Annotated in this window: 27 protein-coding genes; 11 read left to right on the top strand and 16 right to left on the bottom strand. The window is 59.1% G+C overall.

Going from position 1 to position 25,101, the window contains the following annotated elements:
* The first annotated feature begins 47 nt into the window (after positions 1-47).
* From dxs to B8746_RS12305, 7 genes are all read left to right on the top strand, one after another.
* Positions 48-1,970, top strand: coding sequence for a 1-deoxy-D-xylulose-5-phosphate synthase (gene dxs, locus B8746_RS12330; protein ID WP_084393957.1), 1,923 nt, complete (start codon positions 48-50; stop codon positions 1,968-1,970).
* An 84-nt stretch (positions 1,971-2,054) separates the two neighbouring features.
* Positions 2,055-2,669: a hypothetical protein gene (locus B8746_RS12325; RefSeq protein WP_084393956.1), complete on the top strand. Its 615-nt coding sequence runs from the start codon at positions 2,055-2,057 to the stop codon at positions 2,667-2,669.
* Between the two features lie 72 nt (positions 2,670-2,741).
* Entirely contained in the window at positions 2,742-3,386 is a 645-nt protein-coding gene (locus B8746_RS12320) for a hypothetical protein (protein ID WP_084393955.1), read from the top strand.
* A gap of 69 nt (positions 3,387-3,455) precedes the next feature.
* Positions 3,456-3,617 (top strand): hypothetical protein, encoded by a 162-nt coding sequence (locus B8746_RS17165; protein WP_158084624.1) that lies wholly within the window; start codon positions 3,456-3,458, stop codon positions 3,615-3,617.
* 114 nt (positions 3,618-3,731) lie between these two features.
* Positions 3,732-5,477: a class I adenylate-forming enzyme family protein gene (locus tag B8746_RS12315; RefSeq protein WP_084393954.1), complete on the top strand. Its 1,746-nt coding sequence runs from the start codon at positions 3,732-3,734 to the stop codon at positions 5,475-5,477.
* A gap of 21 nt (positions 5,478-5,498) precedes the next feature.
* Positions 5,499-6,515, top strand: coding sequence for an aldo/keto reductase (locus B8746_RS12310; protein ID WP_084393953.1), 1,017 nt, complete (start codon positions 5,499-5,501; stop codon positions 6,513-6,515).
* A gap of 1 nt (position 6,516) precedes the next feature.
* A complete protein-coding gene (locus tag B8746_RS12305; protein ID WP_084394238.1) occupies positions 6,517-7,197 on the top strand; it encodes a DUF938 domain-containing protein in 681 nt (226 codons plus the stop codon).
* Between the two features lie 6 nt (positions 7,198-7,203).
* Here B8746_RS12305 and B8746_RS12300 read toward each other — a convergent pair whose 3' ends face one another.
* The 4 genes from B8746_RS12300 to B8746_RS12285 all read right to left on the bottom strand — a co-directional run bounded on the left by B8746_RS12300 (position 7,204) and on the right by B8746_RS12285 (position 11,446).
* Entirely contained in the window at positions 7,204-8,397 is a 1,194-nt protein-coding gene (locus B8746_RS12300) for an amidohydrolase family protein (protein WP_084393952.1), read from the bottom strand.
* 76 nt (positions 8,398-8,473) lie between these two features.
* Positions 8,474-9,460 (bottom strand): zinc transporter ZntB, encoded by a 987-nt coding sequence (locus tag B8746_RS12295; protein WP_084393951.1) that lies wholly within the window; start codon positions 9,458-9,460, stop codon positions 8,474-8,476.
* A complete protein-coding gene (locus tag B8746_RS12290; protein ID WP_084393950.1) occupies positions 9,457-9,891 on the bottom strand; it encodes a hypothetical protein in 435 nt (144 codons plus the stop codon). Before B8746_RS12290 ends, B8746_RS12295 begins: the two co-directional genes overlap by 4 nt.
* 46 nt (positions 9,892-9,937) lie before the next feature.
* Positions 9,938-11,446: an acetyl-CoA acetyltransferase gene (locus tag B8746_RS12285; protein ID WP_233124229.1), complete on the bottom strand. Its 1,509-nt coding sequence runs from the start codon at positions 11,444-11,446 to the stop codon at positions 9,938-9,940.
* Between the two features lie 121 nt (positions 11,447-11,567).
* Here B8746_RS12285 and B8746_RS12280 point away from each other — a divergent pair, with 121 nt between their 5' ends.
* Entirely contained in the window at positions 11,568-12,548 is a 981-nt protein-coding gene (locus tag B8746_RS12280) for a DNA topoisomerase IB (RefSeq protein ID WP_084393949.1), read from the top strand.
* A 5-nt stretch (positions 12,549-12,553) separates the two neighbouring features.
* Here the strand turns inward: B8746_RS12280 and B8746_RS12275 are convergent, their stop codons facing one another.
* Genes B8746_RS12275 through B8746_RS12260 form a run of 4 tightly spaced genes read right to left on the bottom strand, consistent with a single transcriptional unit; the run spans position 12,554 to position 14,658 of the window.
* Positions 12,554-12,973 carry a GFA family protein gene (locus B8746_RS12275; RefSeq protein ID WP_084393948.1) on the bottom strand — a complete coding sequence of 140 codons (420 nt, stop codon included), beginning with the start codon at positions 12,971-12,973 and terminating at the stop codon, positions 12,554-12,556.
* A gap of 22 nt (positions 12,974-12,995) precedes the next feature.
* Positions 12,996-13,328: a zinc ribbon domain-containing protein YjdM gene (locus B8746_RS12270; protein ID WP_084393947.1), complete on the bottom strand. Its 333-nt coding sequence runs from the start codon at positions 13,326-13,328 to the stop codon at positions 12,996-12,998.
* The gene (locus B8746_RS12265; RefSeq protein WP_084393946.1) at positions 13,325-13,954 is read right to left on the bottom strand and encodes a CoA transferase subunit B; all 630 of its coding nucleotides are present in this window, start codon (positions 13,952-13,954) and stop codon (positions 13,325-13,327) included. The genes B8746_RS12270 and B8746_RS12265 overlap by 4 nt, the downstream gene beginning before the upstream one ends.
* The gene (locus B8746_RS12260; protein ID WP_084393945.1) at positions 13,954-14,658 is read right to left on the bottom strand and encodes a CoA transferase subunit A; all 705 of its coding nucleotides are present in this window, start codon (positions 14,656-14,658) and stop codon (positions 13,954-13,956) included. The genes B8746_RS12265 and B8746_RS12260 overlap by 1 nt, the downstream gene beginning before the upstream one ends.
* Positions 14,659-14,928: 270 nt before the next feature.
* Between B8746_RS12260 and B8746_RS12255 the strand changes: the two genes are divergently transcribed.
* Entirely contained in the window at positions 14,929-17,952 is a 3,024-nt protein-coding gene (locus B8746_RS12255; RefSeq protein WP_084393944.1) for a hypothetical protein, read from the top strand.
* A gap of 104 nt (positions 17,953-18,056) precedes the next feature.
* On the opposite strand, the gene groL is transcribed toward B8746_RS12255, so the two are convergent.
* Both groL and groES read right to left on the bottom strand, forming a co-directional pair.
* Positions 18,057-19,703: a chaperonin GroEL gene (gene groL / locus B8746_RS12250; RefSeq protein WP_084393943.1), complete on the bottom strand. Its 1,647-nt coding sequence runs from the start codon at positions 19,701-19,703 to the stop codon at positions 18,057-18,059.
* A gap of 52 nt (positions 19,704-19,755) precedes the next feature.
* Positions 19,756-20,046, bottom strand: coding sequence for a co-chaperone GroES (gene groES, locus B8746_RS12245; protein ID WP_084393942.1), 291 nt, complete (start codon positions 20,044-20,046; stop codon positions 19,756-19,758).
* 291 nt (positions 20,047-20,337) lie between these two features.
* Between groES and B8746_RS12240 the strand changes: the two genes are divergently transcribed.
* Together B8746_RS12240 and B8746_RS12235 are read left to right on the top strand one after the other, a co-directional pair.
* Positions 20,338-20,616: a hypothetical protein gene (locus B8746_RS12240; RefSeq protein WP_084394236.1), complete on the top strand. Its 279-nt coding sequence runs from the start codon at positions 20,338-20,340 to the stop codon at positions 20,614-20,616.
* 106 nt (positions 20,617-20,722) lie between these two features.
* Entirely contained in the window at positions 20,723-22,180 is a 1,458-nt protein-coding gene (locus tag B8746_RS12235) for an AMP-binding protein (RefSeq protein WP_084393941.1), read from the top strand.
* On the opposite strand, the gene B8746_RS12230 is transcribed toward B8746_RS12235, so the two are convergent.
* The 6 genes from B8746_RS12230 to B8746_RS12205 all read right to left on the bottom strand — a co-directional run bounded on the left by B8746_RS12230 (position 22,177) and on the right by B8746_RS12205 (position 25,059).
* Positions 22,177-22,626, bottom strand: coding sequence for a PaaI family thioesterase (locus tag B8746_RS12230; RefSeq protein ID WP_233124227.1), 450 nt, complete (start codon positions 22,624-22,626; stop codon positions 22,177-22,179). The two genes, B8746_RS12235 and B8746_RS12230, sit on opposite strands and share 4 nt — an antisense overlap.
* Before the next feature lie 32 nt (positions 22,627-22,658).
* On the bottom strand, positions 22,659-23,030 hold the full coding sequence (locus B8746_RS12225) for a tRNA-binding protein (protein WP_084393939.1): 372 nt from the start codon (positions 23,028-23,030) through the stop codon (positions 22,659-22,661).
* Between the two features lie 3 nt (positions 23,031-23,033).
* Entirely contained in the window at positions 23,034-23,804 is a 771-nt protein-coding gene (locus tag B8746_RS12220; RefSeq protein WP_084393938.1) for an SDR family NAD(P)-dependent oxidoreductase, read from the bottom strand.
* A 74-nt stretch (positions 23,805-23,878) separates the two neighbouring features.
* Positions 23,879-24,283 (bottom strand): globin, encoded by a 405-nt coding sequence (locus B8746_RS12215; protein ID WP_084393937.1) that lies wholly within the window; start codon positions 24,281-24,283, stop codon positions 23,879-23,881.
* Positions 24,283-24,636 (bottom strand): DUF423 domain-containing protein, encoded by a 354-nt coding sequence (locus tag B8746_RS12210; RefSeq protein WP_084393936.1) that lies wholly within the window; start codon positions 24,634-24,636, stop codon positions 24,283-24,285. Before B8746_RS12210 ends, B8746_RS12215 begins: the two co-directional genes overlap by 1 nt.
* Before the next feature lie 3 nt (positions 24,637-24,639).
* The gene (locus B8746_RS12205) at positions 24,640-25,059 is read right to left on the bottom strand and encodes a PaaI family thioesterase (protein ID WP_084393935.1); all 420 of its coding nucleotides are present in this window, start codon (positions 25,057-25,059) and stop codon (positions 24,640-24,642) included.
* Positions 25,060-25,101 lie beyond the last annotated feature (42 nt).

Here is a 25,101-nt window from a genome sequence, read left to right as displayed (position 1 = left end):
GTTCGTAACCAACCGAAAACAGATCCTTCTGAAAGGACCGCCTGCTTATGACCGTCCCAGCCAAGACCCGCCTGCTCGACAGCGTGAATTCGCCGGACGACCTTAAAGGGCGTTCACGCGATGACCTCAAGCAGATCGCAGATGAAGTCCGCGCGGAAGTCATCGAGGCAGTGTCGGTGACCGGAGGGCACCTCGGTGCAGGCCTGGGCGTGGTCGAGCTGACCGTCGCGATACATTCAGTGTTCAACACGCCGGATGACAAGCTGATCTTCGATGTTGGCCACCAGTGCTATCCGCACAAGATCCTGACCGGTCGCAAGGACCGTATCCGTACACTCCGACAGGGGGGCGGTCTCTCGGGCTTCACCAAGCGCGCTGAAAGTGAATATGACCCGTTCGGTGCGGCCCATGCATCGACGTCGATCTCGGCAGGGCTCGGCTTTGCCAAGGCACGTGACCTCGCCGAACGTGACAACAAGGTTGTCTGCGTGATTGGCGATGGCGCGATGTCTGCTGGCATGGCTTATGAGGCGATGAACAATGCTGGCTCCGACGCCAGTCGCATGCTGGTCATCCTCAACGACAATGACATGTCCATCGCGCCGCCTGTCGGGGCGATGAGCCACTATCTGTCCAAGCTCGTTTCCTCGCGCTCCTATCGCGGCCTGCGCAAGTTCGCCAAGACCATTGTCAAGCCGATCGGTCTCGCCAATCCGGCCCGCAAGGCCGAGGAATACCTTCGCGGTTTCGCCATGGGCGGCACCATGTTCGAAGAACTTGGCTTCTATTATGTCGGCCCGATTGACGGGCATGATCTCGACGTCCTCCTTCCTGTCCTTGAAAACTGCAAGGCGATGCAGACCGGCCCCGTCCTGCTGCATGTCGTGACACAGAAGGGCAAGGGCTATGAACCCGCCGAGAATTCGGCAGACAAGTATCACGGTGTCGCCAAGTTCAACGTCGTCACCGGTGAGCAGCAGAAGTCGAAGTCCGGGCCGCCAAGTTACACCAAGGTCTTCGCGCAGAGCCTCATTGAGGAAGCACGCAAGGATGACCGGATCGTCGGGATTACCGCAGCAATGCCGGGCGGCACCGGCCTCGACCTGTTCGAGAAGGAATTCCCGGACCGGATGTTCGATGTCGGCATCGCCGAGCAGCATGCGGTGACCTTCGCCGCAGGCATGGCGGCCGACGGCATGAAGCCGTTTGCGGCGATCTACTCGACCTTCCTGCAACGCGGCTATGACCAGGTCGTCCACGATGTCGCGATCCAGAACCTTCCCGTTCGATTTGCAATCGACCGGGCAGGGCTTGTCGGGGCCGATGGTCCGACCCATGCGGGCAGCTTCGATATCGGTTTCCTCGGTGCCTTGCCGGGCATGGTCTGCATGGCCGCCGCCGACGAGACCGAGCTGGTGCGCATGGTCCGCACGGCTGTGGAGATCGATGACGGGCCAAGCGCTTTCCGCTATCCACGCGGCAATGGTGTCGGCGTGGAATTGCCGCTCAATCCGCAAGCGCTCGAGATTGGCAAGGGACGCATTGTTCGCGAGGGAACGAGCATCGCGATCCTGTCTTATGGTGCCCGTCTACAGGAGGCGCTGAAGGCGGCTGAGATGCTCGCAGCCCAGGGCCTGTCCTGCACGGTTGCCGATGCGCGCTTTGCAAAGCCGCTCGACAAGGAGCTGATCAACCGCCTCGCCAAGGAGCATGAAGTGCTTCTGACGATTGAGGAGGGGGCGCGCGGCGGGTTCGGTGCCTTTACGCTGGAGCATCTCGCCGAGACTGGCGCGCTCGACAGCGGCCTCAAAATCCGCACGCTTCACCTGCCGGACATCTTCCAGGACCAGGACAAGCCAGAGCTCATGTATGCTGAAGCCGGGCTTGATGCCCGCAGCATTGCAGCCCGCGCGATCGAAGCGCTCGGCCGTGGCAATGTGCAGGAACTTGAACGCCTCGCGCGCGCTTGAACCTAACATTTCAGTTACCGCCTATCGCGGAAAATGCCGGGCGATTAGACTGCTGAAACGTTCAGTAAAGAGTGTGAGTCGAGTATGCGTCTGACGCTGTGTAGCGCCGTGGCGATGATAGCAATCGCTGCCTGTCAAACCACCCCCGTTCCTGTCCATCTGACAGACGCAGAGTTCGCCGAACTTGTGACTTCCGCCAAGGCAGAATGGCATCCATATATCACGATAGAAGAATATTCCGCGGCGCTGGACACGGCGACGCTGACCGACGAGCAGCGCGCCCGGCTCTTGTTCGAACGCGGCAAGATACGCCGACTTGAACGCATCAACATTCCAGGCGCAATCGAAGACTTCGAAGCTGCAAAGCTCCTTGTGACAGACACGGAGCTTCGCTCCAGCCTGGAGGCTGAGTTGGCGTTTGCGGTCAGCGACCTTGAGCAGGTGCGCGCGCGCCTCAGCGGCCTGCAGACTCTGTCGGACTGGTTCGTCGATACGGTCGCTATTGGAGACTATGAGGCGGTGGCCGAGCGAATTCGGGCATCAGGCCTTTCACCATCTGTTGAACAGGCCCGCTTTCTTGAAGCGGCGGGATATATCTGCCGCGGCGTGGAAGACGCGCCAAGCAAGGACTTCACACTTGGTGAAGATGTCAGCCATCTTGATGGCGTCAATTGGTGCGAGACGCCCGCAGAATCCTGAAACCAGTCATATTATTGCCGCGGACGATGTGTCATCTCCTCAGGCGTCAACTGTATATCAGGGAGAAGTCAAATGCTCAGATCCATCCTCGCAGGTGCAAGCCTCGTCCTGCTCGCCAGCGCCTGCGCGTCATCCACCGATGCGCCCGTTGAGCCGGTAGAAACGGCGGCATCTGCAGAGCCAACCGAATTTGAACTTGCCATGGGGACGGTGAACTCGCTGGTTGAGGCTGGCAATGAGCAGATCGCTATTGATCGCCTCACCCAGCTTCTCGGTGACCCGGGCATGAACGATGAACAGATGGCCAAGGCGCTGTATGCCCGTGCCAAGCTGCGCCATGGCGGCGGGAATGATCTAACGGGTTCGATTGCGGACCTGAAGGAAATCGCCAGCGATTATGCGACGAGTTCGATCGCCGACGATGCTGCTGCCCTGCAGCTCGAGGCAGAAGCTGAGTTTGCGATGCTGAATGACATGCTGACCTCCGGTGAGCCGACGGCGATGGAACGGTTCGAGATCCTGTTCCGGCTCGGTCAGCATCAGGAAGCTGCAGACCTCATGCTGGCAGGCGCACTTGAACCTGAAAATGCCTACATCCTCGACATGTATCAGATCGGCTATCTCTGCGATGGTGATGAACTCGCCGGTCCCGTCTTTGAACTGGTTGAGCCGGATGGCACCCGCCGGTCGGTGCAGTTCTGCGAACTGGGCAAGTAGCAGACTTCCCATAGCGCGTCTGGCACGCTGATTGCTCCTCTCCCTGCAAATTTTCGGGGAGGGGACGCGATGCAAGATTTCAAGGATTTCCTGGTGGTCCTGCTGGCGGGTCTGGCGCTCGTCGGCGTGCTGGTGTTCTGGCCGGAACCTTATACGGAGCCGCTCGCGCCGGATGAAATAGCAGCCTATGAGCTTGCCATCACGCTCGAGCTTGGTGACGAGCGCAACTGACTGTCCTTTGCCTGCCTCTGCAACTGCGGGCGCGACAACAGATTACGTGTCAGCCTCTTCCTTTGCTGCAGCGCTCATGATTGATTGCGCGGGAAAAAGATATTGGAGGAAAATATGGCAGCAGATGGCAGTCCGGCATGGCCGGCAATTTCAATCGCGGAAGCCAATGCAAAACTGGCGGAGCCAGGAACACCGCTCGCGGTCAGCGAGGGCGTGATCAACGGCGTCACCATGAAGTATTATTCTGAGGCGCCGCCGACTATTCGCGCGCTCGTGGAAGCTTCGAAGGCGTTCGGAGACCGACCGCTGCTTGTCTATGAGGATGAGAGCGCCTCCTATCTGGCACACTATAAAGCGGTCAGTCATTTTGCCCACGTCCTGAAAGACAATTTCAATGTCAAACCAGGCGACCGCGTGGCGATCATCATGCGCAACTATCCACAATGGCCTGTTGCGTTTTTTGCTGCGCTCAGCATAGGCGCGATCGCGACACCAATGAATTCATGGTGGACGGCGGATGAGCTTGAGTACGGCTTACAGAATGCCGGCGTGAAAGTCGCCGTTATCGATCCACAGATCTTCGAGCGCATTCGCGAACATCTGGACAGACTGCCCGACCTGGAGTCCGTCATCATCGCTCGCGAGACTGAAGAAGAACGCAACAATCCGCGCGTTCATAATTTCGAGGACTTTGTCGGCGAGACCAATGACTGGGTGAAGCTGAGAGATGTTCCGCTTCCGGACGTTTCGATTATGCCGGATGATGACGCAACATTGATGTACACGTCCGGTACCACGGGGCGGCCAAAGGGCGCGGTGGCCACCAATCGCGCCGTAATCTCGAATTTCCTGAACGCGATGACGTGTCAGGCGCGGATGTTTCTGCGTCGGGGCGAGGCACCGCCGGAGCCGGACCTCAGCGAGCAGCGCGCGACATTGCTTGCCATTCCATTTTTCCACGCGACCGGAGCCTTTGCTGTCCTCATTCCGACATTGCTGCGCGGCGACAAGATCGTCTCCATGTACAAATGGGATGCCAGCAAGGCGCTACCAATAATCGAGAATGAGAAGATCACGACGATTGGCGGCGTTCCCGCGATTGCCTGGCAAGTGCTCGAGCACCCGGATCGGGACAAATATGATCTGTCCTCCATTTCAGTCGTCTCATATGGCGGGGCACCATCTGCTCCGGAACTCGTCTCAACCATCAAGAAGCGGTTTCCGGACGCGGCACCCGGCAATGGATGGGGCATGACTGAAACCTGCGCGACGGCGACGCTCAATATCGGTGAAGACTATGAGCACCGGCCCGATAGTGCCGGCGCCCCCCCCCTGGCGGTCGAGCTCAAGATTGTCGGCCCGGATGGCGCGGCGCTTCCACCTGGGGAAGTCGGAGAACTCTGGTGCAAGAGCCCCTCCAATTGCCGGTCTTACTGGAACCGTCCAGATGCCACAGCCGAGACGTTCAAGGATGGCTGGGTCGTCACGGGTGACCTTGCCCGTCTCGATGAGGAAGGCTTTCTCTATCTCGTAGACCGCGCCAAGGACATGCTGATCCGGGGCGGTGAAAATATCTACTGCATCGAGGTCGAGAGCGCGCTTTACGACCATCCAGCGGTGATGGACGCCTCCGTCGTAGGCATCCCGCACAAGGTGCTGGGCGAAGAGGTTGGCGCCGTTGTCCAGCTGAAGCCTGGAAAGACAGTCGGCGAGGACGAACTTCGCGCACACGTCGCCCAGCAGCTGGCCGCCTTCAAGGTGCCGGTTGAAATCCAGTTTCAGACAGACCCGCTTCCGCGCAATGCCAACGGCAAGATCCTGAAGCCAGAGCTTCGCGAGCGATTCCAGCCGCGTGGATAAAATCAGTATACGGAGTGCGAGATGAGTGTGACGCCACGAACAATTGGCGGTGACCCGGTTTATCCTATCGGGCTGGGTTGCATGAACATTACCCATGCCTACGGCCCGCCCATGGATGAAGGCAATGCGTTGAAGCTGCTCGGCCGCGCACTCGACCTCGGTTGCAATTTCCTTGATACGGCAACCATCTATGGCGCGGGCCGCAGCGAGGAGCTGGTCGGCAAGGCCATATCTGAGCGTCGCGGCGATGTATTCCTCGCCAGCAAGTGCGTCCTGTCCTTCAAGGATGGCAAGCGGATCCTCGATGCGCGGCCGGAGTCGATAAAGAAGGCCTGTGATGCGAGCCTGAAGCGGCTCGGTGTCGACATGATTGACCTTTATTACATGCACAGGCCGGACCCGAACGTGCCGATTGAGGAGTCGGTCGGCGCCCTGTCAGAGCTCGTCGATGCCGGCAAGATTCGGATGATTGGCCTGTCTGAAATGGGCGCGGGGCTGCTGCGCCGCGCGCATGCCGTCCACCCGATTGCGGCCATGCAGTCAGAGTACTCGCTCTGGGTGCGTAATCCGGAAATTGCTGTCATGGATGCGTGCCGGGAACTCGGCACAACGCTGGTCGCATTTTCGCCGGTTGGGCGCGGCTTCCTGGCGGATCCGCCTGCCGATCCTGCAAGGTTTCACGAGAGCGACATGCGGGGCATGGCCTTTCCGCGGTTCTCTGCCGAGAACTATCCCGGCAATCTTTCCCTCCTTGATGAGGCACGCGCCTGCGCGAAAGAAGCGGGGTGCAGCGTCGCCCAGCTGGCGCTCGCCTGGACGCTGGCCAAAGGGGAGCACGTCATTCCCATTCCGGGGACCACAAGTCTGGCGCACCTTGAGGAAAACCATCGGGCGGGCGCAGTCTCTCTGACGCCGGATATGGTTGCCCGTCTTGATGCGCACTTTTCGCCGGAAAAGGCGGTTGGCCCGCGCTATAGCCCTCCCGGCCAAGCCAGTGTCGATACTGAGCAATATGAATTCGAAAAGGCTGGTGCCTGAATTGGCTGAAAACGACGATCTTGGCAGTTCCGGCAAGGCGGTCGCCCTTGAAAAACGAGACACGGCGCAGGATGGGCGACGATTCTCGCCCTCCGCGGGACGGAACAAGGCTGTTATCGCCGATGTGCTGTCGCGTATTCTGAAAGCGGAGGCTCGGATCCTCGAGATCGCATCTGGAACGGGTGAACACGGCGCCCATTTTGTGTCTGTCATGCCGCAAATTCACTGGACGTATTCAGATGTCGATGCGATCAGCCGTGCCAGCCAGTCAGCTTGGGTGGCACACCACAATTTTGGTGGTCGATTGACCGGCCCGGTCGAGGTGGACGCAGCCTTTCCTGAATGGGGAGATGCCGAAGCCAGAGGCGAATGGGATGCGATCTTCTGCGCGAACATGATCCATATCGCACCGTTCGAGACGGCTGAAGGTCTGATTGCCGGGGCAGGCAGGTTGCTGCGCCCAGGCGGCATGCTCATCGTCTACGGACCGTTTGCGCGCAATGGAGAGATCGCCGACTCCAATGCGCGGTTCAGTGAAGACCTGAAGCGCAGAGACCCGTCCTGGGGTGTCCGCGATCTTGACCGGGATATCGCGCCGCTTGCAACCAGTAGCGGACTGGAACAGACCGACATCATCTCAATGCCGGCTAACAACCTCATAGCGGTATTCCAGAAGACTTGAGCATCGCTATTCTGCCGCGACCAGATGCGCAGGCCTGCGAAGCTCTACGGGTAGGGCATCGCCCATCAGGTCTATGAAATTATCCGCATAGAAACAATCTATCGCTGACTGTGGCAGGCCCTCGAGGCAGGAGTCGAACCGCTTTACCGGGTTCCGACCACCTTCGACATGAGGATAATCGGAAGAGAAAAGGCAGACCTGCTCACCGGCATTCCTGATAACCCAGCCGACATCCTCGTGCGGGTAGGGCGTTACGCGCAGCTGTCTCTGGACGATCTCTGATGGCTTCGACGACAGCTTCTGGAGACGCTCCTCATTGCGCATGAAGGCGTGGGCCGCTGAATCCATGCTGCGCATCCAGCCGGGAAGCCATGACGCGCCAAGTTCAATTGCTCCGAATTTGAGGTTCCGGAACCGGTCGAACACGCCATCGAAGATCAGCGTCGCGAGAGTCTGCATCGCTGAATTCGGGATTGGCATGTAGCTGATCGAAGTGAAATTATCGTCGCCGCCATGAAAGTCCGGCACGGGCGGCAGGCCGTTTTCCTTGTAGACCGGGTTCATCTTGTCCTCATAGCCAACATGGAACAGCATCGGCACGCCGGCTTCCTCTGCCATTGCCCAGAGAGGGTCGAGGGACACATGGCTTGGCGCATGGTTCCGGGGGCACCATGACGGCATGATGAGACCCCTGGCACCGATATCGATGGCCTTTCGAGCCGTTGCGACTGCGCCCTCAAAGGTCTCAAGTGGCACATATGCCGTTGGCAGCAGGCGGCTGTCGACCGAGCAGAAGTCCACCATCATCTGGTTATGGGCATCAGCGACGGCGTAGCAAAGTTCCATGTCGTCACTACGGTCGAGCCCAAAATTTCCGAGGGCGTGCGTGGTAAAGACCAGCTGGCTCGCAACCCCAAGAAGATCGACGACGGAGGGCCGGTCTTCTCTAATGAAGGCGCCTTTCGCTTCATAATTCTTTCGGAGCATCAGGTTTTCGTCCGCGCCCGCGCGAAACGCCGCGTCGGCATGTTTCTCGCGGGCCATCCTGAAATGCTCATGGCGTTCCATCCGGGCCCGGAACACAGGTAATTCGTGATATCGCTGTCGAAGCCGGTGTTCGAGGTATGGGTCAAGGCAGTCCACCATCTCCATGAGATGGCTGTCCGCATCGTGCACGAGCCTTCCTTCAATATAGGCCATTCGTTCCTCCGCTTTTTCCCTCATTCATTCACAGGATGTCAGGCGCAGCAAGTGAATTGGAATGAAGCGAGGTCTGTCAGAGCCAGCGCATGCGCCGGAACACAAAGATCATGACGGTGGTGAGCGCAACCATGCCTAAACACAGCAACGCGAAGGCGGTGTGGCTGGCCGTACCAGGCATGCCGCCAACATTGACGCCGAACAGGCCGGTGACGAAACCCAGCGGCAGGAAGATGGCAGAGATGATCGACAAGACAAACAGCCGCTGGTTCATCCGTTCTCCGCGTTCTTCGATAATCTGCTCCTGCAGCATGCTGGATCGGTCACGGATATTGTCCAGCTCTTCGCCAATGCGGGTAACGCGGTCAGCAATTTCACGCAGATGCAGGGCTTCAGTAGGCGAGAAGATTTCAAGCCCTTCGCGGGTCATCTGCGATAGTGCATCACGCTGAGGGATAATATAGCGGCGCAGTTGCAGGACCTTGCGCCGAAAGCTTCCGAGCGCAGACTTGGAAAGCTTGGCGGCTTCCTCGATCACCTGGTCCTCGAACTCGTCAGCCTGGTCTTCGAGGCTGGATATAACGGGCTCAATCTTGTCGGTGAGACGTCCTGCGATATAGGTGACGATAGCACCAGATGATTCCGGTACGTCGCCCTGCATGATGCGGTCGCGCAAATCCTGCGTAGCCATGATGTGAAAGGCCCGAAGAGACACGACGACGCCGGGCGTTGTCCAGATCCGGATGGCAACCATGTCTTCAGGTTCTGAGCCGTCATTCATGTTGACGCCGCGCAGATTGATCAGCAGGCCGGGGCCGTGCTTGACGCATCGAGGCCGCGTATCCTCCTGGAGGAGAGCACTGTCGATAACGGCATCGACGCCGCTTTTCTGGTCCAGCCATTCGCGTACCTGGGGTGACAGACGGTTGAGATGCAGCCAGCGCCGGACACCAGCCTTCTCGGCGGGGCCGGACGCGATCTCGTCCCAGCCCAGCCGACGGGCATTCCCATCAGCATCAAACTCGAAGGCGAAGACGAGCGGACTGTCTGTCTCCACCGTCATGAGCGGTACTGTTCCATCGCGATGTATCCGATGACTTCGACCCAATCGATGACGTCCTCGCCAACGCCTTCCTTGCGCAGGAAACCGGTAAAGGCTGGCACGAAGTGCTGCGGCTCAGAGCATTGCGCAATCGCTTCATTCAATTCAGGCATCACCATGCGGTCAAAATCACGCGCAAGGTCGTCAAAATCATCAATGAGCGAGGCAATCCGCAGCGCGGTCAGCGCAGACGGGTTGTCCACCTTTCCTGACAGGCTCCGCAACTCCCCAATCGTGCTGTAATTTGCTCGGGCAAACCGTGTCAGAACCTTATCGGTGCGCCATTCCACCCATTCAGGCGTGCAGGGCTGAGGGGTCACGCAGGCCGAAACGGACACGGCTGCGAGGCCACCAGCCAGGGCGAGCTTCACAGCGGAGAATGAATTCTTCATCGTGCATCACTTTCGAGTCGCGCCAGACCCTAACGTGACTTGCCGCTCAGACGAAGTGGAATGTGTTGACCTCGCCATCCTGTTGGACGCTGACTTTCCGGCCTATGGGGCTTTCTTCTTCGCGAAGGATCTGCAGGGCTTCGGGTGAAGCCTTGGCCAGGAAGCGTGCGTCGCTTTCAGTGCGGCCGAAGATGACACCCTGGGCAGGGCCATTGCGTCCGTGAATGACGGTGTATGTCTCCACCGCCCCCGATTGCGGCGCCGCGTCGAGCACCACCTTGTCGATCGGCTTCGCCATCTTTTCCACCGGTGTGAATGCCTCTGACCGGGCTGTGGACCAGACGCCGACGGCCTCCTTCGTCATCCAGCCGCCATTCGCAAGGACGAGGCCGAACGCTCCCGAATTGTCACGCAGCCACTCGGCCATACTGGCGATACCGTGCATGGAATAATTGTTTCCCGCGCCGCCAAAGAAGGGAAGACCGCCCGTCAGTGTCAGGGGGCGATCATCAGTAAAGGGATCAATGCCAAGCTCCTGAGTCGAGGAAAATACAGCACACGGAAAGCACGAGTACAGATCGAAAGTAGCCATGTCGCCAGCGGTCTTGCCCGCCTGGTCAAGTGCCCGGCCAATGGCCTGCTTCATCGCCCAGGAGCCATCAAGACGCGGCCGCTCGGAAATGAAATCATCGCCGGCTTCGCCGGCACCGTGCAGGTAGACCCGTTGGCTCGTCGGCACGCCAAGAGCGTCAGCTTTCTCTTCCGACATCAGAAGGATGGCGCCGCCCTGGTTCACGGCATCCTGAGCGATATGCCATTTCAGGAAGGGGTCTGCGAATTCGTAGTTCTTCGGTGATGGTGTCGCCAGGAAGTCGACGCTCCGTTCCTGCGGAAACTGCGCATACGGGTTGCTGGCGGCGACCTTGGTGAAGGGCTGGAACAGGCGCGACATAGCCTGCCTTTGTTCGCTGCGTGTTCGGCCTTCCCGGCCGGCGATTGCGTTCTCGAAGAGCGCGTAGAAATAGGCTGGCGCGACAATGCCATGCTTGATCTCGGGCCGGTTGATCATCTGGCCGCCGAGACCGCGGTCTTCATATTCAAGCGGGCTATCATCGGCCCAGTCGATCGTCACGCCATGCTTGCGCGCGCCTTTCGAAGCGCGGTTAGCCTCCGACCCGGCCACGAGGGCAACGTCAAATTCGCCTGCATGGATACGGCTGGCCATTTCGTTGGCGAGCGCCTGTGGGCTTTGGCCGCCCACATCGGAATAAATAAGCTTGGATGGCCTGGCACCGAGCTCGCGTGCGAGCGTTCCGGGCAGATTCGTATTGTGGCCGTGCGGGTGCGGCGCACTCGGAACGGAGTCCTCGAAGATCCGCACGAATGTGATCGCGTCGATCTCGCCAGCGCTGATGCCTGCATCTTTGAGAGCGGCTTTCGAGGCGTCGGCCGCGAGGCTGAGCGGCGATGGTGCGCCGTCAGCGCCTGTGCTTCCATCCCATTGGCTCATAGATTGCCCGACGCCGACCAGAACAGGCATTGATCCTTTGGCCATTCCTCATCTCCCATTCGTTTCCTGCCCTCCTGCATAGCGGCCCAGCGGGCGCCATCAATCGGTGACGCAACGCCAAGGCGGCCGGTGGGAACCTTTGCGATGAAGCTGCGGTTTCTCGATCATGGCTTTCTCACTCGCCCGCACTGAAATTGACCCTTCCGATGCGGGGCTCACCTATGTCGATACCGGCTCGACCGGCTGGACGCGCAGACCGTGCGGCAAGGGTTTCACCTATCTCAATGAGCGCGGCGACACGCTGGAGGGCGAGCAACGCGCGCGGGCAGAAGCGCTGGTCCTGCCGCCGGCCTGGAAAGACGTCTGGATCTGCCCGGACCCGAGAGGCCACCTGCAGGCGACCGGTGTCGATGAAGCGGGCCGGACCCAGTACCGCTACCATCCCGATTGGCGGGCTCATTGCGAACAGGCAAAGTTCGCCGACATGATGTACTTCGGCGAGGCGCTACCCAGACTGCGCAGGCGAGTGCGCGACACACTCAATCAGCCGAAGGACCATGTTGACCTTGCAATCGCCGCTATCATTCGCCTGCTGGACAAGGGGGCCATCCGTATCGGGTCCGAGCGCAGCCGTGAGGGCGGAGCGTTCGGGGCCACGACGCTTTACAAGCGCCATGTCCGCCAGACGGATGCCGATACGATCCGCCTGAAGTTCAAGGGCAAAGGTGGCAAGCAGCAGGACATATCCATCTGCGATGACGGGTTGAGCCGCGCCGTGGCAGCCCTGCAGAGCCTTCCGGGGCAGAGCCTGTTCGACACACCGGACGGAAAGGTTTGCTCCTCGCAGGTCAACCATTTCATCCAGGAGACGTCAGACGGGGCCTTCACCGCCAAGGATTTTCGTACCTGGGGCGGCTCGGTTGCCGCGACAAGAGCGCTTCGTAAGGGGGCCGACAGCATCAAGGCCGTGTCGGAGGCGGCAGCTGATCGGCTTGGGAACACACCGAGCATCGCCCGAAATTCCTACATTCACCCACGGATCATCGAAATGGCGCGGGATGGCCGCCAACCCGACATGGAAGACGGCCCCGTCCGGCTTCTGAAAGATGAAAGACGGCTCTTTGCTGTCCTGAAGGCCAGCGACTGAGCGCGCTACAGCGGGGTCGCTTCGCTGATCGTTATCGGAGTCTTTCGAAAGCCGAACGGCCCTTGGCCATCCCAGTTTCTGCCGTCCGGATAGCGCACTTCGACGCCGTCCAGTTCTTCGGACCCGAAAAGGCGCATGTTCACGCCGAACACGTCCGCGTCTGGATGCTGTGCCTTGAAGGTCGGGGCAAGTTCGAAATGGGTGGTCGAACCGCAGGTTGGGCAGGTGTGGACTTCGACACCCGCGTTCGGCTTGTCGCCGCGCATATAGGCGGCGGTCGCTCCCGAGGTGATTACGGCCGCAGAGCTGTAATAGCCCCAGGCGGCACCGGTTTTGCGGCACAGGCTGCAATTGCAGTCATGGATGAAGTCCGGCTTTGTATCGACTGTGACGCTAACGGCGCCGCAGAGACAGGTGGCAGTCATTTCAGGTCACCTCAAGAAGTGCTCAGGCTTTTTTCACGAACTCAGTCTTCAGCCCCATCTGACCGATGCCGTCTATCTTGCAGTCAATGTCGTGGTCGCCTTCGACGAGACGGATATTCTTTACGCGCGTGCCCACTTTTACGACCGATGAGCTACCTTTGATTTTCAAATCCTTGATAACGGTCACCGTGTCGCCATCCTGAAGCGCATTGCCATTCGCATCGCGCCAGACTTTTGCATTTTCTGCATCTGCCGACGGCGACCATTCGTGGGCGCATTCAGGGCAGATGAGTAGCGCGCCGTCTTCATAGACGAAAGCCGACGCGCACTGCGGGCATGGTGGTAGCGCGCTCAATTGATGATCTTCGCAGCGGTTTTCTCGTAGATCTCGTCACGCGTCACATCCGGCGCAATTTCCTTGATCTCGAGACCGCCTTCGACGACGTCGAACACGCCGAGATCGGTGATGATCCGGTTCACGACGCCTTTGCCTGTGAGCGGCAGGGTGCATTCCTTGATCAGCTTCGGTTCGCCCGCCTTGGACGTGTGGTCGGTAATGACAACAATCCGCTTCACGCCGGCCACAAGGTCCATCGCGCCGCCCATGCCCTTGACCAGCTTGCCGGGGATCATCCAGTTGGCGATATCGCCATTCTCGGCCACCTCCATAGCGCCCAGGATCGCCATGTTGATCTTGCCGCCGCGGATCATCGCGAAGCTCATCGAGCTGTCGAAGAAGGCCGTGTGGGGCAGTTCGGTGATCGTCTGCTTGCCGGCATTGATCAGGTCAGCGTCTTCTTCGCCCTCATAAGGGAAGGGGCCCATGCCGAGCATGCCGTTCTCAGACTGCAGCGTAACCTCGACGCCGTCGGGGATATAGTTCGCAACCAGCGTCGGAATGCCGATGCCGAGATTGACATACATCCCGTCTTCGAGCTCCTGCGCGGCCCGCTTGGCCATGTCATCACGTGTCCAGGGCATCAGGCAGTCTCCTTCTTGCGGACCGTGCGCTGTTCAATACGTTTTTCGTGCTGGCCCTGTACCAGCCGGTGCACGAAGACGCCGGGCAGGTGGATATGGTTCGGGTCAAGCTCGCCCGGTTCGACAATTTCCTCGACTTCCATGACGCAGATCTTGCCGCACATTGCTGCCGGCTCATTGAAGTTGCGCGCCGTCTTTCTGAAGATCGCATTGCCGGTGGTATCGGCTTTCCAGGCTTTCACGATGGCAAGGTCGGCGAAGATTCCTTCTTCAAGAATGTACTTCTCGCCGTTGAACTCCTTAACGTCCTTGCCTTCGGCGATCACAGTGCCGTAGCCGGTCTTGGTGTAGAAGCCGGCAATCCCTGCGCCACCTGCACGCATGCGTTCAGCCAGTGTGCCCTGTGGATTGAATTCCAGCTCCAACTCGCCGCCGAGATACTGGCGCATGAATTCCTTGTTCTCGCCGACATAGGACGAGCCCATCTTTTTCACTTGCTTGCTTTCCAGAAGCACGCCGAGGCCGAAACCATCGACGCCGGCATTGTTTGAGTAAATAGTCAGATCCTTCGTCCCTGCCTCGCGGATCGCGGCGATGGACAGTTCAGGAATGCCGCAAAGGCCAAAGCCGCCAGCGGCGATTGTCATGCCATCGAACAGGACGCCGTCGAGTGCGGCGGCTGCATCTTTGTAAATCTTGCTCATGAGGCCTGATAATGCATCGTAGCGGACCGGTGCAAGTGACACTTCACGACACTGTTGCTGAACACTTTCGCTCAGCTTGCGAGACGGACGGCATCCGACGCATTGTCGCGCACAGACACGGCTAGGGAGCCCGACAAGCATATGGTTTAGCGCTTCATCACAATTTGTCTGTCAGGAGCAAGCCGACCGAAACATTCGCGTGGCCCTGTTGACACAGGAAGGGTGAGCTGCGGATCATGTCCCGGGTCAGCAGAGTGGAGGGACACCATCATGCAGATCGTTTCAATTCGTTCGGGCCTCGTCGGTCTTGCCTTGGCCGCCATGGCGACGACCTTGGCGCCAGGTGCGCTCGCCTTTGGCGGCGAGGATATCCGTTATGGTCGGCCATGGCACCATCTTGATATGACGCTCAGGGCGTTGGCCGGTGATGAGGAAGCAGAGGCGGGCGTACCGGAGGATGTGTTTGATGGGGCTGGCTTCGATCGGCAGGCTGCAATGAGCGTTGCCTGGCACGCCGACTATATCGACTCCTATCTCTATAATCCGATCTGGTGGCTGCAGGGCGCGCCGGGCTCGCGCCGGTTCAAGGCCTCGATCTCGCAGTTTGATCACCTGGCAGCGATGCACCATGACGACACCTTCACGAACGAAGGACTTGCGGACAATTGGAAGCGCTACACAGCCGGCTTGCTCATCGGCCTGCGATGGGCTGCCGACAGGAATGACGTGGCGGCCGGGCACAATCTGCTCGGCATCGCGTCTCATGCCGTGCAGGATTTCTATTCGCACACGAACTGGATCGACGACCCGCAGCGACGCCAGTCTACCTGGCTGGAGAAAGCGCCTTCAACGCGGACTGGTTACAGCCTCTATTCGGGTGCGTACGAACACCCGCAATCGCAGGCACCCCATCATCACGGGGCCTATTCGCTTTCCTGCTCAGTGATCGAGCACGTGAACCTGAAGGACTCGCTGGAGACCTTGTGCGGTGGATATTCGCCCATGCAGAATACCTCGCTCTGTACGACCTATCGCGATTGCCGCGGCGCAACCGAAGTCAGCATGTCAGGATCCGACATAAATCTGGATGGCGTCGTCTACCTTCAACCGACCGGGATTGCGGTCGATACGACGCGTATCGCCATTGTCGGGGCAGGAGAGCGCGGTTTGGTCAACAGTGCGGGCGCTTTCCTGCCGGGAAAGGGCGAGCCGAACATGACGCTCGCGCAGTGTAATGCCGTGGTTAATTTTGGGGTCACTTGCGATCATGATACGCGCGGCGAAATCTGCACGAAGCCTGCAAACACCCGCACATGCGAGCGCGACGTCGATTTTCTTTTTGCGGACGCCAAGATGCTCGCGACCCGTTCGACCACCCAATACATGAAACTGGTCGAGCGCTCGATGCGATTTATGGATCCGCGCAGGAGTTGCACCGACGACGAATTGCGCAGGGCGAATTGCTCCGACAAATATGAAACCTATTGGCACCAGCTGAAGACGCGGCCGTCGAGCATGTCGCAGCGCACCCGCCAGTTTGAGAACTTTGCCCAGCTACCTTTCCAGTTCATGTCAGCGGGCAGCTATCCGGTCCGCAATGCGGCGACGTCTCATGCCCCCTATGTTGCGAGCTCTGACGGCTGGTTCCTCAGGGTCCGGATCAAGACGTCGGATGACCGACTGTCAGGTACTGATGCGGACATCAAGCTCGAAGTGGAAGGTCCGGGATACAGGCGTGCCGAACTGCTCGACTATCTGCCGACCAGCGACGCTGAAGGCCATGTCGACAATCGGTTCCTCGTCTACAATGACTTCGAGCAGGGCGATAATGACGTCTACACAATCGGGCCGTTTCCAGCCCGTCCGACGCGGGTCACGCTGATCAATGAGTCTGCCAATGCCGGCGAGGTCGCTGGCGCGCTCTGGGATGATTTCAAGCGGGGCATCAGGAACAAGCTGACCGACACACGAAGGTTGCTCATCTCAATCATTGGCGGCAATGCGGACCTGGTGGGTGACGCAGAGCAATATTACTCCCACGCAGAATTGAAGGCGATCATCGAGGGAGGTCGCCAAGGATTCTCCATGGAAGTCGACGGCGGTGATGAGGGTCGCTACCGCGTAAAGGTCCTGTACGAGATGTCGACGGCGGGACTGACCTCTGATGAACGGGCTGATGGCTGGAAAGTCTTCAAGTTCACGCTGGCGGAACTTCGCTGCTTGGAAGAGTCCACTTGGGATCGGGGGTCCAATTCCGATGAACCTTTCTTCTTCTTCTCTGTTGCGCCGCTCAACGGCGTTCCTGGCGAGCAGGTGAAAACCTATCGCGCAGGTCCGTTCAGTGATGTCGATGATGGCGAACGTCGAAACCTCACCGGCGCTGACCGGGTGATGGCCGTCAAGGTGCCGCCGCACGGCGGAATGGCGCTGGCCATGCAATTGTTTGAAAGCGATAACGAGAACAGCGGCGATCGCAATCAGCTTTACACCACCTTTAAGACCGGGGTGGACGAGGAGACGCGCCGTGGCAATGGCCGCTTCCTGGACTCAGTCGGCCGCGCGGTCGCCGAAGACTGGAAGGTGGTCGAGATGGAGGTCACGCCCTTCAAGCGTGCTGCCGTGCCACAGATGGCTCCGTCGAAGACATTCACAAATATCGGGTGGATTGAGGGCAAGGAACGCAAGTCCTTCACGCTTCCAACAGGCGCGACCTATGATGTCCTGCCGAGCAACACCTCGATGAAGGATGTGACGACCTGGTTCGTGAACACCAACCCGCTTCTGGTCGATGGGAATATCCGGGACAGGATTGCCAGGAACCCTGGCGAGCTGCAACTGCCCGTCAATCCGGGGACGCAGCCGCCCGTTCTCGATCCGGATACCATCAAGAAGACACCAGGCCTTCCAAAAGGCACCATTGGTTCGAACACGGTGATTGACAAGGAAAACCTGGGCACGATCAGCAATGGCCGGTTGGGACAGGTGGGCAATCTCTCCATCGCCTTATGGCAGGGCAGCTGGTCCTCGAATTTCGGGCCATTGCGCTTTCAGCAGACCGGCGATTCTGTTGTCGGTGACTATGCTGATCGTGGACGCATGACGGGCACCATCCAGCCAGGTACCAACACTCTTGCGGGCGAGTTTGCGAATGGGAATCGAACCGGAGAGTTCAGGTTTGAGCTCAACGGATCTGAATTCACCGGAAAGTGGAAGTGGAAGGGTGAGAAAACCTGGCGCGGAGAATGGACCGGCAAGAAAACCGACAGTGCAAAGCCTGTGCTCAAGAACAAGTGATGCCTGTTTGGGGTCAATAAAAAGGGCGGCACGCCATGTGCCGCCCTTTCTCGTACTGTGATGGGAGGGATTGCCGCTGACGCGGCCCTCCAGGCTTCTCTAGCCTAGAAGCCCATTCCGCCCATGCCGCCCATGCCGCCCATGTCAGGCATTGCAGGGCTGTCGCCTTCTTTCTTCGGAGCTTCGGCAATGCCAGCTTCCGTCGTGATGAGAAGGCCTGCGACAGAGGCTGCGTTCTGAAGGGCAGAGCGAACGACCTTGGCCGGGTCGATGATGCCCATCTTGTACATGTCGCCATACTCTTCGGTCTGGGCGTTGAAGCCGTAGCCGCGATCCTTCTGTGCCAGGATGTTCGCAACAACGACCGAGCCTTCGAGGCCGGCATTGTTCACGATCTGGCGGATCGGTGCTTCGAGGGCTCGGCGGACAATGTCCACACCGGCTTGCTCGTCAGCATTCTCACCTTTGACGTCGATATGCTGAGCTGCGCGGAGCAGGGCAACGCCGCCGCCCGGGATCACGCCTTCTTCGACGGCTGCACGCGTTGCGTTCAGTGCATCATCGACGCGGTCCTTGCGCTCTTTCACTTCGACTTCCGTCGCGCCGCCAACCTTGATCACGGCAACGCCGCCAGCGAGCTTGGCAAGACGCTCCTGGAGCTTCTCGCGGTCATAGTCGGACGAGGTGTCTTCGATCTGTTTCTTGATCTGGCCGACGCGGGCTTCGATCTCGTCCTTGGTGCCGGCACCGTCGACGATGGTCGTGTTGTCCTTGTCGATCTCGACCTTCTTGGCCGTGCCGAGCATGTCGAGGGAGACGTTCTCGAGCTTGATGCCGAGGTCTTCGGAGATGACCTGGCCGCCGGTGAGGACTGCGATGTCCTGCAGCATGGCCTTGCGGCGGTCGCCGAAGCCAGGGGCCTTCACAGCAGCAACTTTCAGGCCACCGCGCAGCTTGTTGACGACGAGGGTGGCGAGGGCTTCGCCATCGACGTCTTCAGCAATGATCAGCAGCGGACGCTGGGACTGAACAACGGCTTCGAGGATCGGCAGCATTGGCTGAAGCGAAGAAAGCTTCTTCTCGTGCAGCAGGATGAACGGGTCTTCCAGCTCGACAGCCATCTTGTCCGGATTGGTGACGAAGTACGGCGAGAGATAGCCGCGGTCGAACTGCATGCCTTCGACGACATCGAGTTCGGTTTCGAGGGATTTTGCTTCCTCGACTGTGATGACGCCTTCATTGCCGACCTTTTCCATGGCCTTGGCAATCATGTCGCCGATTTCCTTGTCGCCATTGGCGGAGATCGAACCGACTTGCGAAATCTCGGAGTTCTCTTTCACCTTGCGCGAATGATGCGCGAGGTCAGAGGTCACTTCGAGGACGGCCTTGTCGATACCGCGCTTCAGGTCCATCGGGTTCATGCCGGCGGCAACGCGCTTCATGCCTTCGCGAACGATGGACTGGGCGAGAACCGTAGCGGTCGTGGTGCCGTCGCCGGCAACGTCGTTCGCCTTGGAGGCGACTTCGCGCAGCATCTGGGCGCCCATATTCTCGAACTTGTCCTCAAGCTCGATCTCTTTTGCGACGGTGACACCATCTTTCGTGGTGCGCGGGGCGCCGAAGGATTTCTCGATGACGACGTTGCGGCCTTTCGGGCCGAGCGTCACTTTTACAGCGTTTGCGAGCGTATCGACGCCTTTGAGCATGCGCTCACGAGCGTCAGCGCTGAATTTTACGTGTTTTGCAGCCATGTTGCTGTCTTCCTTCTAAAATTCGGTTTCAGGGTTTTGAGGATTGAAAGACTTACTTCTCGATCACGCCGAGAATGTCGTTCTCCTTCATGATCAGAAGGTCCTGGCCGTCGACCTTCACTTCCGTGCCCGACCACTTGCCGAACAGGATCCGATCGCCTGCCTTGACGTCCATTGGAACGATTTCGTTGTCGTCACCGCGAGCGCCTGAGCCGACAGCGACAACTTCGCCTTCCTGCGGCTTTTCCTTGGCGGTGTCGGGGATGATGATACCGCCGGAGGTTTTTGCTTCTTCTTCAACGCGTTTCACAAGAACGCGGTCATGCAGAGGACGGAATTTCATTTTCTCTCTTACCTTTTCGTTTGCCCGGATGGGCAATATGTTCGCATGCGTTAGCACTCGGATCAGGAGAGTGCTAACGCTCGGTGAGTTAGGAAAGCAGGGGCGGGTCGTCAACAGGTTTTCAGCGGAAATTTTTCTGTCGCTGCAGCGGGTCTTGAAAAGGTCGCCGCGAGGGCTGCTAGCACATTATCAGAAGTGCTGCTAAAACATTGTTTTTTATGTGGGAATTGACGCCGTTCATCTCCGTGTCAGACTGCCTCCTATAGAATCATGGCAATGGAGGCAAATGATATGAGTGACAGCGATTTTAGAGACAGACTGGCTGGCGGTGGACTGCTGACGGCCGAGATAATCTATTATCGTCCGGACTTTCCGAAACTTCTGCAAAGCTTTGTCTGGCAGACCATTGACCTGGCACCACGCTTTCCGCGTCTGGCGCAATTTCTCGATCACTGGCGCCGCGAGATAGAGGCCGTTATTCATTCCATCAGCATTGCCCATTCGGACTTGCTTCAACCCGCGCAGGTTCGCTGGGTCGATGACGAATTGACGATCGGCAAACCGCACTAGGCGGCGAAACCACAGCCTGAAAAGCTTCCGGCGGGGAAGGGGTGGCATTGTGCATGTGCCCCACCTAAGGGTTGCACCAAAACAAAGCTTCTGGAGGAGCCCGCGCATGCCCATTGTGTCGCTATCCCGCATCATTGCCTATTGGGCTGATCGGCAACCGGACCGAGTTGCGCTTGATCATGAGGGCGACCAGGTGAGCTGGCATGAGCTGGAATTGCGAACCAATCGGCTTGCCCGCGCCTATGCAGAACTCGGCGTCAAGGAGAACGATTTCGTCACGATCGCACTGCCGAATGGGATCGAGTTCTTTGAGGCCTGCATCGCGACATGGAAGCTGGGCGCAACCCCGCAACCCGTGTCGTCGCGGCTACCAAAGTTCGAGCGGGACCAGATCATCGAGCTTGGCAAGCCGTCGCTCGTGGTTGGCGTGGGCGCGGACGAATACGCCCCGACACCATCGCTGGTCGAGGGTTATCAACCGGACGCGGGGCTCTCCGATCATGCGCTGCCGGAAAAGACTGCGCTCTCCTTCAAGGCCATGACGTCAGGCGGGTCGACAGGGCGTCCCAAGCTCATCGTGTCGCGCACACCCGCCCAGTGGGATACTGAACTGGAGTACCTCCAGATTCCGCTCCAGGGAGCGATGCTTGTGCCGGGGCCTCTCTATCACAATGGGCCGTTTTCATGGGCCATGGTAGCACTCTTCAGGGGCTGTACGGTGGCGGTGACAACACGCTTTGATGCCGAACGCACGCTGTCGCTGATCGAAGCGCTGAACATCGATATTGTGTACATGGTGCCGACCATGATGCGGCGTATCTGGGCGCTGCCGGAGGATGTCCGCACCCGCTATGATGTCTCCAGCCTTAAAACGCTCTGGCACCTTGCAGCGCCATGCCCGGCCTGGCTCAAGCAGGCCTATATCGACTGGCTCGGACCCGAAGTCATCTGGGAGCTCTACGGCGGAACGGAAGGGCAGGGCACAACAATCATCCAGGGCACGGACTGGCTCAATCACAAGGGATCGGTCGGCCAGCCGGTCGAAGGCTGCGAAATCAAGATCGTTGGCGAAGATGGCGAGACATTGCCGCCCGGCGAAGTTGGCGAGGTGTTCCTGCGACCGCTGACAGGGCAGGGCACCACCTATTATTATCTCGGTGCCGAAGCCAAGGCGATCGAAGGGGGCTGGGAAAGCCTGGGTGATATGGGCTGGATGGATGAGGACGGTTTCCTCTATCTCTCCGACCGCTTGTCGGACATGATCGTCGTCGGAGGTGCCAACATCTACCCCGCCGAAGTCGAGGCTGCGCTGGACGCGTTTCCGGGTGTGCGTAGCTCGGCGGTCATCGGTCTTCCGGACGAAGACATGGGGGCGCACCTGCATGCGATCATCGACGTGCCGAAAGGCTCTCTCGACGAAGATGCACTCAAGGCCCATCTCGCTGAGCGCCTCGTGCGCTACAAAATACCGAAATCGATTGAAGTGGTGACGGAGCCATTGCGCGACGATGCTGGAAAGTCGAGGCGCAAGGCGCTACGCGAAGCCCGTCTGACCCCGGCCTAGCGAGGCCCGTGAATCGCTTCGATAGAGCGGATCGCTTTCCAGGCCAGCACCTTGACCGCCAGCTTGCCGTCGGCATTGCGCCATTCAGCCTCGACATAGCCGGTCGAGCGGGACCGGTTCACGACATTGGCGGTTATTGTCACGTCGCCGGGGGAGACCGGCCGGAAGAGCTTTATCTGCAGGTCCTGTGTGGTGAAGGCCTCCCCCTCCGTCAGAGCTGAGAACATGCAGATCGAAACGACATGGTCCGACAGTGCGCCGACCCAGCCGCCGAATGTTCGGCCCGGCTGGACGTCGTGTGAGCCGTCATTCGGCCAGACATAATGAACGTGACCGGGTGTGATTTCCTTCAGCCACTCTTCCGGCATGATGCCGAGCTTGGCGATACCCTTCGGCTTTGTTGGCCAGTCACCAGTACTGATGCCTTCAAGGAATCCCTGAAACATTGGTGAAAAATCTTCTGGTTTGTACTGTAGCGTCATACGAGACGGGCTCCATCGGGGACTGGCGAATCTGGCGCTCCGAGTACGATCGCGCCCGTATCATCGGGAAAGCCGAGCGTGAGGACTTCGGACATGAACTTGCCGATCTGCCGGGGTGGGAAATTGACGACGGCCATGACCTGCCGCCCCATCAGCGCTTCCGGCGAATAATGTTCGGTAATCTGCGCCGAGGATTTCTTTCGGCCGACACCGGGCCCAAAATCGATGAGGAGCCGGATTGAAGGCTTACGCGCACCCTCTAGTGGCGCAGCCTCAACCACGGTTCCGACACGGATGTCGATCTTCCGAAATGTCTCGAAATCGGTTTCAGCTTCGGGCGGCTGGCCGGGCAGGTCTACCTTGTGCATGGATCAGACGATGACTGAGCCGCCATCGACGACGATCATTTGCCCGGCCATGTAGCGTCCTGCATCCGAGGCAAGGAAGATGGCGGCGCCGGCAATGTCGACGGGGTCACCAATGCGGCGCATGGGCGTGCCGCCTTCGATGCGCTTCACATTGTCCGGGTTCTCCCAGAGGGCGCGGGCAAAGTCAGTCTTGATCAAGCCGGGCGCGACGCAATTGACGCGGATATTGTGCGGGCCAAGCTCGATGGCGTAGTTGCGGGCAAGCTGGAAGTCTGCCGCCTTCGAGATGTTGTAGGCGCCAATAACGGGCGAGCCTTTCAGGCCACCAATCGACGAAATGATCACGATTGCGCCGTCCTTGCGCTCCTTCATTTCCGGCGCGACCATCTGGATTAGCCAGTGATTGGAGATGATGTTGTTGGACAGGATCTTCTCGAATGCATCGTCGCTGATCTCCTCCATCGGCCCATAATACGGGTTTGAGGCGGCGTTGCAAACAAGGATGTCGATCTTGCCAAAGGCCTTGCGGGTCTCGTCCACCAGGGTCTGCAGCTCGTCCTTGGAAGAGATATTCGCCGGAACGGAGATCGCCGTTCCATCGCCATGTTTCGCGTTGATTTCGGCTGCGACTTCCTGGCAGGGGCCGGGCTTGCGCGATGATATGACGACCTTCGCGCCCTGTTCGGCCATTTCCTCGGCGATCGATTTGCCGATGCCGCGCGATGAGCCGGTGATGACAGCGACCTTGCCGCTCAGATCAAAGAGACTGGCCATGATTTCCTCCGTTTTATTTCACATGTGTAAGATCGGCGCGCACCATATTCAATGCGTGCGTCTTGCCAATCCCCCTACGCGCCGAAATCGGTTCCAATCGTGCGAAGCTCATTCAGCATCGCGTCCCACGCCGCATCCATCTCTGCCGACCAGTCTTCATTGAGCACGTCCCGGCAGACGTCACGGACAGTCTCAAAAATGGTGTGAACATCCGCAGCGCTCAGCCCATAGCCGTCATGTTGCACGCGAGCGGCCTCAAGGTGCAGTCGAGGCGACTCACTGCCATCCGCGACGCCCAGAATGCAGTCAAAAACCGTCGCCAGCATGTTCGCGCGAACCCCGCCATCGGTGTCCATCACGAACAGGTCCTCGAAATGAGGGTGGGCCGCAAACAGGCGGGCATAGATCTGGTCTTTCGGGTCGCCGATACGCTCGGCCACTGTCTCCAGAGTTTCGACGATGATGGCGGAACGGCTCATCAGGCTGATTTCAGCGCAGCGACAGCAAACAGCGCCCAGCCCGCAAGCAGACCGAGGCCGCCAATCGGCGTGATGGCGCCGAACCAGCGCGGCGCGCCGAGCGCCATGGCGTAGAGCGATCCAGAGAAGATCACAGCGCCGATGGTCATGGCCCATCCACCCGAAGAGAACAGCCCTGTCTTGCCAGACAGGCCCACCGCGAAAATCGTGACGGCGTGAACGAGGAGATAAAGCGTCGCCGTCTCCCACCAGCCTTTCGCTTCCGTCGTCAGACGCCCCGACAGGCCATGTGCCCCGAATGCGCCAAGCGCGACACCAATAAAGCCAAGTACGGCACCTGAAATTGTCAGCATGGCTCAAGCCTCCTGCGGAATAGAATAAGTGACAACGGCGTGGCTTGATACCTTGTCGGAGCCTTCTGCTTTCAGATCCACCTCAATGACCGCGAGTGTGCGACCCAGTTTCATCAGGCGGCCATCTGCGATGATCGCTTCGCCGATGCAAGGTCTCAGGAAGTTGATGGTGAGGTTACTCGTCACTGCCATGGGCACAATGCCGAGTTTCGTGAACACGACGAAATAGGCGGCGCTGTCGGCCATGCTCATCTGCGTCGGTCCGGAAATATAGCCACCAGGCCGCAGGTTCTGTTCATCGGCGCTCATGCGACAGACGGCCCGCCCATCCTCCATGGCAATGATACGGTTGCGATTGCCATTTCCCGGAAATGCCTGGTCCAGAAACCTGTTGGCATCTTCCACGCTGACCTTTGATGTCATTGACTTAATCCTTTTCCCCGGCGTCAGAGATTGATCCAGTTT

This window comes from Henriciella pelagia (genome assembly GCF_002088945.1).
Classification (GTDB): Bacteria; Pseudomonadota; Alphaproteobacteria; order Caulobacterales; family Hyphomonadaceae; genus Henriciella; species Henriciella pelagia.
Note: the sequence above shows the minus strand (reverse complement) of the source record. Positions and strands in the feature narration are given on the sequence as shown.

Bases quoted from the DNA above. Each gene is read 5' to 3' on its own strand.
- dxs (WP_084393957.1), top strand. From the start codon at position 48: ATGACCGTCCCAGCCAAGACCCGCCTGCTCGACAGCGTGAATTCGCCG.
- B8746_RS12325 (WP_084393956.1), top strand. From the start codon at position 2,055: ATGCGTCTGACGCTGTGTAGCGCCGTGGCGATGATAGCAATCGCTGCC.
- B8746_RS12320 (WP_084393955.1), top strand. From the start codon at position 2,742: ATGCTCAGATCCATCCTCGCAGGTGCAAGCCTCGTCCTGCTCGCCAGC.
- B8746_RS17165 (WP_158084624.1), top strand. From the start codon at position 3,456: ATGCAAGATTTCAAGGATTTCCTGGTGGTCCTGCTGGCGGGTCTGGCG.
- B8746_RS12315 (WP_084393954.1), top strand. From the start codon at position 3,732: ATGGCAGCAGATGGCAGTCCGGCATGGCCGGCAATTTCAATCGCGGAA.
- B8746_RS12310 (WP_084393953.1), top strand. From the start codon at position 5,499: ATGAGTGTGACGCCACGAACAATTGGCGGTGACCCGGTTTATCCTATC.
- B8746_RS12300 (WP_084393952.1), bottom strand. From the start codon at position 8,397: ATGGCCTATATTGAAGGAAGGCTCGTGCACGATGCGGACAGCCATCTC.
- B8746_RS12295 (WP_084393951.1), bottom strand. From the start codon at position 9,460: ATGACGGTGGAGACAGACAGTCCGCTCGTCTTCGCCTTCGAGTTTGAT.
- B8746_RS12290 (WP_084393950.1), bottom strand. From the start codon at position 9,891: ATGAAGAATTCATTCTCCGCTGTGAAGCTCGCCCTGGCTGGTGGCCTC.
- B8746_RS12285 (WP_233124229.1), bottom strand. From the start codon at position 11,446: ATGGCCAAAGGATCAATGCCTGTTCTGGTCGGCGTCGGGCAATCTATG.
- B8746_RS12280 (WP_084393949.1), top strand. From the start codon at position 11,568: ATGGCTTTCTCACTCGCCCGCACTGAAATTGACCCTTCCGATGCGGGG.
- B8746_RS12275 (WP_084393948.1), bottom strand. From the start codon at position 12,973: ATGACTGCCACCTGTCTCTGCGGCGCCGTTAGCGTCACAGTCGATACA.
- B8746_RS12265 (WP_084393946.1), bottom strand. From the start codon at position 13,954: ATGCCCTGGACACGTGATGACATGGCCAAGCGGGCCGCGCAGGAGCTC.
- B8746_RS12260 (WP_084393945.1), bottom strand. From the start codon at position 14,658: ATGAGCAAGATTTACAAAGATGCAGCCGCCGCACTCGACGGCGTCCTG.
- B8746_RS12255 (WP_084393944.1), top strand. From the start codon at position 14,929: ATGCAGATCGTTTCAATTCGTTCGGGCCTCGTCGGTCTTGCCTTGGCC.
- groL (WP_084393943.1), bottom strand. From the start codon at position 19,703: ATGGCTGCAAAACACGTAAAATTCAGCGCTGACGCTCGTGAGCGCATG.
- groES (WP_084393942.1), bottom strand. From the start codon at position 20,046: ATGAAATTCCGTCCTCTGCATGACCGCGTTCTTGTGAAACGCGTTGAA.
- B8746_RS12240 (WP_084394236.1), top strand. From the start codon at position 20,338: ATGAGTGACAGCGATTTTAGAGACAGACTGGCTGGCGGTGGACTGCTG.
- B8746_RS12235 (WP_084393941.1), top strand. From the start codon at position 20,723: ATGCCCATTGTGTCGCTATCCCGCATCATTGCCTATTGGGCTGATCGG.
- B8746_RS12230 (WP_233124227.1), bottom strand. From the start codon at position 22,626: ATGTTTCAGGGATTCCTTGAAGGCATCAGTACTGGTGACTGGCCAACA.
- B8746_RS12225 (WP_084393939.1), bottom strand. From the start codon at position 23,030: ATGCACAAGGTAGACCTGCCCGGCCAGCCGCCCGAAGCTGAAACCGAT.
- B8746_RS12220 (WP_084393938.1), bottom strand. From the start codon at position 23,804: ATGGCCAGTCTCTTTGATCTGAGCGGCAAGGTCGCTGTCATCACCGGC.
- B8746_RS12215 (WP_084393937.1), bottom strand. From the start codon at position 24,283: ATGAGCCGTTCCGCCATCATCGTCGAAACTCTGGAGACAGTGGCCGAG.
- B8746_RS12210 (WP_084393936.1), bottom strand. From the start codon at position 24,636: ATGCTGACAATTTCAGGTGCCGTACTTGGCTTTATTGGTGTCGCGCTT.
- B8746_RS12205 (WP_084393935.1), bottom strand. From the start codon at position 25,059: ATGACATCAAAGGTCAGCGTGGAAGATGCCAACAGGTTTCTGGACCAG.